This is a genomic window from Bathymodiolus platifrons methanotrophic gill symbiont, from assembly GCF_002189065.1.
Taxonomy (GTDB): domain Bacteria; phylum Pseudomonadota; class Gammaproteobacteria; order Methylococcales; family Methylomonadaceae; genus Methyloprofundus.
This window is the reverse complement of record NZ_BDMN01000076.1, coordinates 23,301-35,262: the sequence shown is the minus strand read 5'-3', so window position 1 is coordinate 35,262 and position 11,962 is coordinate 23,301. Positions and strand designations below refer to the sequence as shown.

The window sequence follows — 11,962 nt, the reverse complement described above, 5'->3', positions numbered from 1 at the left end:
CTGTAAAGTTATACACCCTATAGATTTTCAGAAAAATAATTTTACGGATACCATGACTGATCATCCTATCCCCCTGTCCGCCCTCAACCAATACGCCTACTGTCCGCGCCGTTGTTATTTAATTTATGCAGAAAGTGAATTTAAAGACAATATCCATACCCAAAGTGGCACAGAAGAACATGAGCGTGTTGACCAATTACAGCATGAAATAAAAAACGGGGTTCGCGTTGAATTTGCCTTACCTGTCTGGTCGGACGAACATGACTTAACAGGGCGCTGTGATGTGGTGGAATTCCATCCGGACGGTTCGGTTTTTCCTATTGAATACAAACTCGGTAGGCGTAAACAATGGCTGAATGATGATTTACAAGTGGCCGCACAAGCACTCTGTCTGGAAGAAATGCTGCAGCTAGATATTCAAACCGCCGCTATCTATCACATAAAATCACGCCGCCGTCGTGAAGTCTCACTCTCAGCTATACTACGTCAGCAACTATTCGACACCATTGACGCAGTTAAAAAACTACTAGCACAAGCGATTCCCCCACCTGTTACCCCTGATAAAAAACGCTGTGAACAATGCTCATTAAACAGCTTATGCGAGCCTGAATTATTACAGGCTAACGCCTCGATCAAACACCTCGCCGATCATCTGTTTGACACAGACTATTAAAAACTTAGGGAATATGAAAAATTTACTCAACACACTCTATGTCACCACCCCTGAAGCCTACTTACGGCTTGAAGGCGAAACGGTTTGTATTATGATAGAAAAGCAGAAACGTATGCAAGTCCCACTGCATCACCTGTATAGCTTTGTGCTATTTGAAAATGTCATGCTAAGCCCTGCCTTATTGGCTCGCTGCGCTAAAGATGGACGCACTGTTATCTGGTTAGACCGTTCGGGGCGTTTTCAATGTCGTCTGGAAAGCCCGGTTAGCGGTAATATTCTACTACGCCAGACACAATTTCGCAGTGCAGATAAGCCGCTATTTTATTGCCGGAAAAATTCATAACAGCCGCCAGATATTGATGCGCGCCATGCGCGAAAGTAAACAAGAAGAAGAGAAAAAACGTCTTAATAAAATCAATCAACTGCTTGCTGGCACACTAAAAAAATTGGAAACCGCCGATAATATTGACAGTATCCGAGGTTTTGAAGGCGATGCAGCACGTAGTTATTTTTCAGTTTTATTATTACTAGTCCGGGAAAGCTCACGAGACGATTTTAAATTTAGTGGGCGTAACCGCAGGCCACCACGAGACCCTTTTAATGCGTTAATTTCTTTTTTGTATGCATTAATGCTCAATGATTGTCGTAGTGCACTTGAGAGTGTCGGGCTTGACCCACAATTAGGGTTTTTACATGTTCCACGCCCTGGACGACCTTCCCTGGCACTGGATTTACAAGAAGAATTTCGCGCTCCGCTGTGTGACCGTTTAGCCTTAAAGCTGATTAATAGAGGTCAATTAAAAACCAAACATTTTGATAAGCGTGATGGCGGCAGTGTATTGTTAAATGACGAGGGCAGAAAAATAGTGATTGGAGCTTATCAAGAGCGTAAAAAAGAAGAAATCAATCACCCAGTATTAGAGCAGAGTGTACCGATAGGTTTATTGGCTCAGATTCAAGCACGATTATTAGCGCGTTATTTGCGCGGTGATATAGAAGCTTATGTTCCGTTTTTAGTGCGTTAGGAAAATACTATGATGGTTTTAGTCACCTATGATGTAAATACCTTAACCCGCGAAGGCCGGAGTCGTCTGCATCGTGTTGCTAAAGTTTGTTTAAACTATGGACAACGAGTGCAATACTCAGTGTTTGAGTGTCAGGTCAACGAAATGGAGTTATCCGCTTTACGCAGCAAGTTATTAAACGTCATTGAACCCGCAGAAGATAGTTTACGAATTTACAAAATTATTGAACCTTTAGAGAATAATCGTGAAGAAATTGGTAAAATAACCGCGATTGATTTTGAGAATACTCTTATTATCTAATCTTAAATAACAGCGCGAACCTCAAGTGATGGTCAAAACATCATTCTTTCGCGCCCTATCTAATACTATGAAATTATTAATAAAACTATCAAAGGTTCTGTTAAATAGCACGAAGCTTAGAAATATTTTCTGCTGTTTCGCGTTACCTAGGCTTTTTTCTTTTTATTATCATAGACCTACCGCCAAGCGGTATCTCCCAGCTTAACCGCTGGGAGCGGATTGAAACAAGAAATGGCCCTCGAATATATCAGCGCTGTCGCGTATCTCTCAGCTTAACTGCTGGGCAACCATTGGGTAGGGATCGCATACCTAGCACTGAAAGGTACGCGATCCCTACCCTACTACTATGAAAAGTTTAATAAGATTACAGCCCCGTGTAGGGTGGAATAGCGTAGCGTTTTCCACCACTCACATGCTTTGGATAGAGCACGGAATGACGATATATGCCGGAAAACGCTACGTTATTCCGGCATACGCGGACATACATGATTTACATAGTATGCGTAGAGCGCTCGGAATCTAACGAGCCAGCCAGGTAGGTTTCAATTTTATTTCTCGCCTTCCCCCCATCCTGATCACTAAACTGAACTCCGATTCCCGTCGTTCGGTAGCCTTGCGCCCCCGCAGGCGTTACCCAGATTACCTTCCCTGCAATAGGTAAGCGCTCAGTCTCTTCCATTAAGTTGAGCAACATAAACACTTCTTGCCCCATCTTATAATCACGATTTGTTGGAATAAATAAACCACCATTTTCAACAAACGGCATATAAGCGGTATAAAGCGCATGTTTTTCTTTAACTGAAGTTTCCCAATAATTATTTATGGTAAAATTGAAACTTATTGAAACTATGCTACAACTATATGAAAAAAATAGTCTTTTCATTCGTTTCAAATGCTATTGCCTAAGGGGAATTAAGTAGGGGTTTGCTATAAACATGGCAAAACCACCTAAAATAAACCTCGATACACCAGCATTGTGTATTTCAGCTACTCAATAATTGGGAAACTTCAGTTCTTTAATAGCCAGAGATAAAATCCCTTGCCGTGCGGATGATTCAGCCATTTTATTTATTTATGGTTGCTTGCGACCAAATAATTAACATCTCTTCAAATAAAAGTTGCTTATTAAGTTGCCTGTTTATTCTATAAGTATCTTTTAATAATAGACCATAAAAATCAAATAATCTATTTAAGTCCAAGCGCTTTGCCAGACCACGTAAGTGCTGGTCTAAATCTTCATTAAGTAATAGCGTTTTTTCCGCCTGAAAATAGCACTTAATAACATCCTCAGTCCAGCTAACTAGCCACTGCACTAGCTGCCCCGCTGGAAGTTTATGCCACTTTTCGGCTAGCTGAACCGGGCAGACTTGCCCCTGAGCAACCTTTTCCCAGTCATCAAAGCAGCCGTTACGTTGCTCCAGCACATTATCCTGCGCATAGGCTAAAGCCTTAATTGGCGCACCTTGCGCTAAATGCAGTAACAACTTCTGCTGCTCATTAACACCTTGGCTCTGCAACCAAAGCACGGCATTATCAATATCCGGCGCTGTTATTAACATTTTTTGACATCGACTTCTAATAGTCGCAGGCAAAGTCTGACTGCGCTCTGTCAGCAAAAGAAAAACAGTACGCTCTGGTGGCTCCTCCAGGCACTTAAGAAAAGCATTGGCAGAATTTATATTCATCTGCTCTGCCGGCGTAATAATAACCACACGATAAGCACTATATTGAGGCTTTAAGACTAGTTTAGCTATAAGCTGCCTGATCATGTCAACACCAATTACTTTGCCTGGCTCTGCTGGCTGTAACAAGGTAAAATCTGGGTGCGTGCCAGCTACAAACAACTTACAGCTGGCACAATGTCCACAATAAGATTTTTCCTGCTTATCCAGACAGGTCAAATATTGTGCAAACTGCATTGCCAGATCTTGTTTTCCTAGTCCAGCAACACCATTCATCAAGAGCGCTTGCGGAATGCGTTGCTGCTCGACATAAGCAGCCAAGTGCTGCCAATAGGGTTTGTGCCAGGGGTAAATCAAGTCACTCATGGATAAACGGGCTTAATATTTGCTTAATCTGACTCTGCACATTGTCCAGACTTTGCGTAGCATCCACAATTTTTACTCGCTTAGGCTGTTGTTCGGCAATGCTTAAATAGGCCTGCCTCACTTTGTCAAAAAAAGCCATTTTCTCTGATTCAAAGCGATCCAGTTTACCGCGCTGCTGTGCTCTTTGCATACCAAGCTCTATAGGAGCATCCAGCAATAAGGTTAAATCAGGACGTAAATCGGCCTGAACGAAGTTCTCTAGCCATTGAATAGTGGATAAATCCATATTTCTGCCACCACCCTGATAGGCATAGGTCGCATCAGTAAAGCGATCACATAACACCCAGTCGCCTCTATCTAAGGCTGGTTTTATAACATGTTTGATATGTTGCGCCCGTGCAGCAAACATCATTAATAATTCTGTCTGTTCGGCAATTGCTTCCTGCTCTTTATCCAGTAATAACTGGCGTATATTTTCTGCTAATGCTGTCCCACCCGGCTCACGAGTTAGGACAAGCGGAATATTTTCACTCTTAAGTAAAGATTGAATATAGGCAATATTAGTCGTTTTACCGACCCCTTCACCACCTTCCAGGGTAATAAACCTTGCTGACATTATTTACGCTTCCTCTGATAGATATTTACCGCTCTATTATGCTCTAACAATGTCGCCGAAAAAACATGTCCTCCCTCACCATTAGCCACAAAATAAAGACTATTACCCTTAGCAGGATGTAAAACAGCATTAATCGCCTCTGCACCTGGCATGGCAATAGGAGTTGGCGGTAAGCCATTAATCAGGTAAGTGTTATAAGCAGTTAAGGTCTGTAAATCTTTTTTGCGTATATTCCCTTGATAATTATCTCCCATACCATAAATCACAGTTGGGTCCGTTTGCAGGCGCATGCCTTTATTCAGTCTTCGGGTAAAAACACCTGCAATCGTTGGCCGTTCAACAATAACACCGGTTTCTTTTTCAACGATAGATGCCAGTATTAAAGCTTCATAAGCGGTTTTTAATGGTAAATCCTGTTGTTTATTTTCCCATTGCTCGGTTAGTACCTGCTGCATTTTCTGATAGGCTTGCAGCAAAATAGCAAAATCTGTCGTATGCTTTTCAAACCGATAGGTATCAGGAAAAAATAGCCCTTCAGGGTGCGTATAATCACTACCTATCTTGTGTAAAATTTCTGCGTCACTTAATTCAGATAAAATGGCTTTGAGGTTTTTATCTGCAACTAAAGCTTGCCTTAATTGTTTAAAGGTCCAGCCTTCCGGGAAGGTAATACTATGCTGCCGTGTGACTCCGCTACTCACTAAAAGCAGAAACTCTTTAGGGGTCATACCCACCGGCAACTCATATTCGCCTGCCTTTAATTGATTAATTAAACCTTGCTGACGTGCCAGTATTTTAAACCAAAGCCTATCTATATCAGGGCTCTGAAAACTGACCTGATCATCTAGTTGCTGGACTATACTTTTAAATGAGCTACCTTTTGCTATATCAAAAATGACCGCTTGCTGTACTACAATCGGTTGCGCAATAAACTTCTGATAATCCTGCCACACCCAGGCAACAGTAGCGCTCAAGCCTAGTAATACGACTGCAAAGATGCGTAAAATCATGATTAATTGTTTCTCGCTTTATAATCGGCTAGATAAAGCATTATTTTTTGCGTTAGCGGACCAACAGAATAGGTTTTATTTTCTAATGCTTTGATAGGCCAGATTCCAATCACTGAATTACTGACAAATAACTCATCTGCCTGCTGAACAAAATCCCGGTTTAATACTGTTTCTTGCAGCGGCAAATTGTTTTGCCTGGAAATTTTTATAATAATCTGACGCATCACACCTTTTATCCCCGATAACGTAATTTCAGGCGTATAGATTTTTTGCTCTTTCACGACAAATAAATTGCTCATTGTGCCTTCAATAACATGCTCATTCAGATTCAGCATCAACCCTTCCTGATACTCATCTTGCCATTCAGAGCGGGCTAACACTTGCTCCAGTCGATTGTTATGCTTTAAACCAGCTAGCATTGGATTTAAACCTAAACGAGCAGTACAAAAACGAGTTAAAACACCTTCGGTTTTGAAGTTTTCGGGATAATCTGGAAAGGGGTGTAAAGCAATAATGCGGGTAGGACTAAGCAAGTCAGGCTGACGATAACCTCGCCCACCTGAGCCACGAGTTAGCATTAATTTAATAACACCGTGCTCGCCTGTGTTGCTTACTTGTTTAATTTCATCCAGTAGGAGAGTTTCGTCTGGATAAGGAATTTTCAACACCTGACAGCCCGCTTTTAAACGCGCTAAATGCTGCGTTAAAAAAACAGGTTTCTGATGTATTACTTCGATAGTTTCAAACAGACCATCACCATAATGCAGGCCACGGTCTGTAATATCTAATGTATTTGTGTGTTCGCCATTGATTAATATCATAGCAAACCAGGGTTATCTATTCGTAACGTTTAAAAACAAGTGAGCCGTTAGTGCCACCAAAACCGAATGAACTTGAAATAGCGATATCAATTTTCATTTCACGTGCCGTATTTGGCACAAAATCAAGATCACACTCAGGATCTTGATTTTCAAGATTAATCGTAGGTGGGGCAATCTGATTTTTAATAGTTAGGGCACTGAGTACTGCTTCCACTCCACCGGCAGCACCCAATAAATGACCAATCATTGATTTTGTGGAGCTAATGGCTACTTTATAAGCATGATCACCTAATGCTGCTTTCATTGCTTGCGTTTCACCCAGGTCACCCGCCGGTGTCGAAGTGCCGTGGGCATTAATATAATCCACATCTGATGCATTCAAACCTGCATCACGCATAGCATTTTTCATACAACGCGCCGCGCCTTCACCGCCAACTGATGGTGTAGTCATATGATAGGCATCTCCGCTCATACCATAACCGACCACTTCAGCATAAATTTTAGCACCACGGGCTTTAGCATGCTCCAGTTCTTCCAGAACCACAACACCCGCGCCATCACTTAAAACAAAGCCATCACGGTCTTTATCCCAGGGACGACTTGCTGCCTGTGGATCATCGTTACGTCGCGAAAGTGCTCTAGCCGAAGCAAAGCCTCCCATCGCAGTGGGCGATGTTGTACAACGTTCTGCGCCACCTGCAACCATCACATCCGCATCACCATATTTAATCAAGCGGGAAGCATCACCGATATTATGTGTTCCTGTAGTACAAGCAGTCACAATGGCAAAATTTGGACCTTTTAAACCATATTTAATGGACAGGTTACCAGAAATCATATTAATAATATTTCCGGGTACAAAGAATGGTGAGATACGTCTTGGGCCGCTTTTTGCATAAGTAGCATAACACTCTTCAATGCCTGTTACACCGCCAATACCCGCGCCAATCGCAACACCGATTCGCTCTGCATTCTCTTCTGTTACTTCTATTCCCGAATCTTCAATTGCCTGACAACCTGCGGCAATACCATAATGGATAAAACCATCCATACGTTTGGCATCTTTGGCTGGAATATATTCACTGATATCGAAATTTCTGATCACACCACCAAAAGTCGTGGCAAAAGGATATATATCAAAGGAATCAATTGGGCTAATGCCACTTTTTCCGTTAATAATGCCATCCCATGTTTCAGAAACAGTGTTAGCAAGAGGCGTAATTGCGCCTAGCCCTGTAATAACAACGCGACGTGTACTCAATGGAGGTTACCTGAAATGGATAAAAAGAAAGGGAGAGAGATATTAATGGGCAATATGTAATCACCCATTAAGTCATAACAGACTAAAGTATTAGCCGTTAGTGTTTACGTAGTCTATAGCTTGTTGTACAGTCGTGATTTTTTCAGCATCATCATCAGGAATTTCACATTCGAATTCTTCTTCTAAAGCCATAACTAATTCTACTGTATCAAGTGAATCAGCGCCTAGATCATCGACTAATGATGCATCATTAGCAATATCTTCTTTAACACCTAGCTGCTCAGCGACAATCTTTTTTACACGTTCTTCAATGCTACTCATATTATTTTTCCTTAATGGATGCTGATTTCAATGATACAACATCACTATTATTATTAATCTGGTTCGACTTATAAGTATTTTCTATAAGCCGTGCAATTATACTTGAAAAGTATGTTTGTGGCATAATTTTAAGCCATAAACATACCGCCATTGACATGCAATGTTTCGCCAGTAATATAGCTAGCACCCTCAGATGCTAAAAATGCAACAGCATTGGCTATTTCCTGCGCATCACCTAAGCGAGCCAGTGGAATTCCTGCCAATAAACCTTTTTTAATATCGTCTGACAATTCACGCGTCATATCAGTATCAATAAATCCTGGCGCCACCGTATTCACGGTAATTCCACGCGAACCCACTTCTTTTGCCATGGACTTTGCAAAGCCGACCATACCCGCTTTTGCTGCAGCATAATTTGCCTGCCCCGCATTTCCGGTGGTCCCAACGACTGAAGAAATATTAATGATACGTCCAGACCGGGCTTTCATCATTCCTCTTAACACCGCCTTACTCATTCTAAACACTGAGGTTAAGTTGGTATTAATAATATCGTCCCACTCAGCATCTTTCATACGCATCAATAAGTTATCTCGCGTAATACCCGCATTATTGACTAATATTGCCGGTGCGCCATACTCATCAGCAATATTTTTTATAACTTCAGCAATTGACTCCGCATCCGACACATTCAACTTCATGCCTTTACCATTCTCTGCCAAATATGCAGAAATAGCATCGGCACCACCATCAGAGGTTGCTGTACCAATCACAAAACAACCATCAGCAACTAATTTTTCTGCAATGGCACGACCAATTCCACGGCTCGCACCGGTTACTAAAGCGACTTTTTTAGTCATTAGGATAATGCTCCAATAATTTAGTTAAAGTATCAGGATTATTAACAGTAAAATGATCTACCATTTTAACAATACCTTTATTTAGACCCATCAACACTTTACCAGGCCCCAGCTCTGCAATCGTTGTTACTCCGGCCCCGGCAATAGCATTAACCGTATCAACCCAGCGCACAGGCATAAATAATTGTTGCTTTAATGCCTGACGAATACCCTCAGCATCCTTATGTTCAGTTACATCAACATTATGCAATAAAGTAACATCGGCTTGCGCAAAGTGCATATCCTGCATTTTGGTATATAATTTATCAGCTGCTGGCTGCATTAATGCACAATGAGACGGCACACTTACCGGTAACTTTAATGCACGTTTAGCACCCGCTTCTTTGGCCGCGACCATTGCTCGATCAATGGCTGCGCTATTCCCAGCAATCACTACCTGTCCAGGAGAATTAAAATTAACGGCAGAACAGACGTCACCCTGCGCGGCATCAGTACAAACTTGAATAACCTGCTCATCAGTCAGCCCTAACACTGCCGCCATTGCCCCCACTCCATCAGGAACTGCTTCTTGCATAAAGCGGCCTCTTGCAGCAACTAAAGCAATGGCATCTGCAAAACTCAATACTCCTGAACAAACTAATGCCGTATATTCACCTAGACTATGCCCCGCCATATAAGCAGGACGAACTTCAGACTGCGCACACCAGACTTTCCATAACGCCACCCCCGCCGCTAACATGGCAGGCTGGGTATTCTGTGTTTGATTTAAGTCTTCAGCTGGCCCGTCAGTTACTAACGCCCATAAATCTAACTCTAAGACCTCAGATGCCTGCGCAAATGTATCTTTAACATCAGGAAAAGATTCAGCCATTTCAGTTAACATGCCAACTGATTGTGACCCCTGCCCCGGAAAAACGAAGGCTAATTGATTGTTTTGTGTACTCATAAAAATCCTAAAACTTGATAAGCGCAGAACCCCAGGTAAAGCCTGCACCAAATGCTTCTAATAAAACCACATGCCCACGCTGTATACGACCATCTCTGACGGCTTCATTAAAAGCCAGCAAGACAGAAGCCGAAGAGGTATTACCTTGATTTTCTAAAGTTAGTACCACACGATCCATAGACATTTTTAATTTTTTAGCCGTCGCAGCAATAATACGACTATTCGCCTGATGTGGTACTAGCCAGTCTATATCTTCTTTTTGCATATTATTAGCAGTCAGTGTTTCATCGACAATACGACCTAACGTATTGACTGCCACTTTAAATACTTCATTGCCCTTCATGGAAATATAAGCAGTCGTTTCAGCTTTCCCCAGAGCCTGCGGATTAGGACAATTTAATAAATCCTCAAACCGGCCGTCCGAATGAATATGCGTCGACAGAATCCCGGCTTCATCAGCAGCTTGCAATAACACTGCTCCTGCACCATCACCAAATAAAATACAGGTACCTCGATCAGTCCAGTCAACAATACGTGAACAAATCTCCGTACCAACAACCAATACTGTCTTAGCGGCACCTGATTTAATATATTGATTAGCCATATCCAGGCCAAAAATTGAACCTGAACAAGCGGCCTGTATATCAAAAGCCACACACTCTTTAATACCTAAGCGGTGCTGTAACATACACCCTGTGCTTGGGTAAATATTATCTGGCGTACCGGTAGCAACAATAATCAAATCGATATCTTTAGGCTCAATATCTGCCATGTCAATCGCCTGTCTAGCTGCTATTTCTGCCATACTTGAAGCAGTCTCTTCTTTGGCTGCAATACGTCGACTCTTGATGCCAGTACGCTCAAAAATCCAGCTATCCGAGGTATCGACTGTACGCGAAATATCCTCATTGGTTTTTATTTCGGCGGGTAAATACCCTCCAGTACCAATTACTTTTGCATAGGCTGTCATGTGCTTTCTCTCCTGCTTAAAGCGAGCTCAACTTGCTCACTAATTTTTTGGATCACATTTTTTTCAACTTCAACTTCAGCCACCTGAATCGCCGTCTTAAAAGCTAATGCATCAGCACCGCCATGACTTTTTATCACCAAACCTTTCAAGCCTAGAAAGCTGGCGCCATTATGTAGCCTGGGGTCAATACGATTTTTTATCGCCTTTAATACCGGATAAGAAATTAGTGCGGCTAGTTTAGTCAATGGATTCTGACCAAATGATTCTTTCATGACTGAAGTAATCATTTTCGCAGCACCCTCAATTGATTTAAGCGCGATATTACCCACAAAACCATCACAAACAATCAAGTCAACTTTTTCGTCACCCGCGTTCAGTGAATTTCCTTCCACATAGCCGATATAATTAAGGTCTGAATTTTCCAATAATTTTGCGGCTGCTTTGACTTGCTCATTGCCTTTGGTTTCTTCCTCACCAATATTGAGCAATCCAACTTTAGGCTCGGTAATATTTTCCAGCGCTTTTACAACTTCAGCCCCCATCACGGCGAATTGAAACAGACTTTCTGCAGAACTGTCTACATTCGCACCTAAATCCAGCACATGAGTATGGCCAAAAACAGAAGGCATAGAAGACATAATAGCAGGCCTATCTATCCCGGGAATCATTTTCAAAACAAATCTTGCCGTTGCCATTAACGCGCCTGTATTACCAGCACTGACACAGGCATCAGCCTTACCCTCACGCACCAGATTAATGGCTACGCGCATAGACGAGTCTTTTTTGTTTTTCAGTGCCTTTGCCGGTGACTCATCCATTGCCACACACTGTGATGCATGCTGAATTGACAATCGCCCTTTAAATTCAACTAAAGCCTGCTCAAGCAGTGGCGCCAGTATCTGCTCATTACCTACCAGAATAAGCTGCAATTCAAGATTATTCCGCAAGCAGTCCAGCGAAGCAGGAACAGTCGAGTCAGGACCATAATCACCACCCATGGCATCAATTGAAATTATTAAACTCACGGTAACAAAAACTCCAGGCTTTATTATAAAAAAGCCGGACATAAAGCCCGGCTTTCAAAACTGATTAAACTAAGTATTATACAAAACAT

General features: G+C 42.1%; 13 protein-coding genes and 1 pseudogene. 3 read left to right on the top strand and 11 right to left on the bottom strand.

Annotated features, from left to right (window positions below; genetic code table 11):
* From cas4 to cas2, 3 genes and pseudogenes are all read left to right on the top strand, one after another.
* Nucleotides 1-673 (top strand): CRISPR-associated protein Cas4 (gene cas4, locus CDZ78_RS05025; protein ID WP_307190457.1); only part of this gene is annotated, 673 nt, incomplete at its 5' end.
* Nucleotides 674-686: 13 nt separating this feature from the next.
* A pseudogene (gene cas1c, locus CDZ78_RS05020) lies at nucleotides 687-1,698 on the top strand (type I-C CRISPR-associated endonuclease Cas1c).
* 9 nt (nucleotides 1,699-1,707) lie between these two features.
* The gene (gene cas2 / locus CDZ78_RS05015; RefSeq protein WP_087869012.1) at nucleotides 1,708-1,998 is read left to right on the top strand and encodes a CRISPR-associated endonuclease Cas2; all 291 of its coding nucleotides are present in this window, start codon (nucleotides 1,708-1,710) and stop codon (nucleotides 1,996-1,998) included.
* A 490-nt stretch (nucleotides 1,999-2,488) separates the two neighbouring features.
* On the opposite strand, the gene CDZ78_RS05010 is transcribed toward cas2, so the two are convergent.
* The 11 genes from CDZ78_RS05010 to plsX form a co-directional block, all read right to left on the bottom strand.
* Nucleotides 2,489-2,890 (bottom strand): PilZ domain-containing protein, encoded by a 402-nt coding sequence (locus CDZ78_RS05010; RefSeq protein WP_244559159.1) that lies wholly within the window; start codon nucleotides 2,888-2,890, stop codon nucleotides 2,489-2,491.
* Between the two features lie 172 nt (nucleotides 2,891-3,062).
* Nucleotides 3,063-4,046: a DNA polymerase III subunit delta' gene (locus tag CDZ78_RS05005; RefSeq protein WP_087869010.1), complete on the bottom strand. Its 984-nt coding sequence runs from the start codon at nucleotides 4,044-4,046 to the stop codon at nucleotides 3,063-3,065.
* On the bottom strand, nucleotides 4,039-4,665 hold the full coding sequence (tmk, locus tag CDZ78_RS05000) for a dTMP kinase (protein WP_087869009.1): 627 nt from the start codon (nucleotides 4,663-4,665) through the stop codon (nucleotides 4,039-4,041). The genes CDZ78_RS05005 and tmk overlap by 8 nt, the downstream gene beginning before the upstream one ends.
* Complete coding sequence (mltG, locus tag CDZ78_RS04995; RefSeq protein ID WP_087869008.1) at nucleotides 4,662-5,672, bottom strand: endolytic transglycosylase MltG; 1,011 nt, start codon at nucleotides 5,670-5,672, stop codon at nucleotides 4,662-4,664. The genes tmk and mltG overlap by 4 nt, the downstream gene beginning before the upstream one ends.
* 2 nt (nucleotides 5,673-5,674) lie before the next feature.
* Nucleotides 5,675-6,493: an aminodeoxychorismate lyase gene (gene pabC, locus CDZ78_RS04990; RefSeq protein WP_087869007.1), complete on the bottom strand. Its 819-nt coding sequence runs from the start codon at nucleotides 6,491-6,493 to the stop codon at nucleotides 5,675-5,677.
* A gap of 16 nt (nucleotides 6,494-6,509) precedes the next feature.
* Nucleotides 6,510-7,754 carry a beta-ketoacyl-ACP synthase II gene (gene fabF, locus CDZ78_RS04985; RefSeq protein WP_087869006.1) on the bottom strand — a complete coding sequence of 415 codons (1,245 nt, stop codon included), beginning with the start codon at nucleotides 7,752-7,754 and terminating at the stop codon, nucleotides 6,510-6,512.
* A 90-nt stretch (nucleotides 7,755-7,844) separates the two neighbouring features.
* A complete protein-coding gene (acpP, locus tag CDZ78_RS04980) occupies nucleotides 7,845-8,075 on the bottom strand; it encodes an acyl carrier protein (protein WP_087869005.1) in 231 nt (76 codons plus the stop codon).
* A 128-nt stretch (nucleotides 8,076-8,203) separates the two neighbouring features.
* A complete protein-coding gene (gene fabG, locus CDZ78_RS04975; protein ID WP_087869004.1) occupies nucleotides 8,204-8,932 on the bottom strand; it encodes a 3-oxoacyl-ACP reductase FabG in 729 nt (242 codons plus the stop codon).
* A complete protein-coding gene (gene fabD, locus CDZ78_RS04970) occupies nucleotides 8,925-9,878 on the bottom strand; it encodes an ACP S-malonyltransferase (RefSeq protein ID WP_087869002.1) in 954 nt (317 codons plus the stop codon). The genes fabG and fabD overlap by 8 nt, the downstream gene beginning before the upstream one ends.
* 7 nt (nucleotides 9,879-9,885) lie before the next feature.
* Nucleotides 9,886-10,848 carry a beta-ketoacyl-ACP synthase III gene (locus CDZ78_RS04965; RefSeq protein WP_087869001.1) on the bottom strand — a complete coding sequence of 321 codons (963 nt, stop codon included), beginning with the start codon at nucleotides 10,846-10,848 and terminating at the stop codon, nucleotides 9,886-9,888.
* A complete protein-coding gene (plsX, locus tag CDZ78_RS04960; protein WP_263459183.1) occupies nucleotides 10,845-11,873 on the bottom strand; it encodes a phosphate acyltransferase PlsX in 1,029 nt (342 codons plus the stop codon). The genes CDZ78_RS04965 and plsX overlap by 4 nt, the downstream gene beginning before the upstream one ends.
* Between the last annotated feature and the right edge of the window lie 89 nt (nucleotides 11,874-11,962).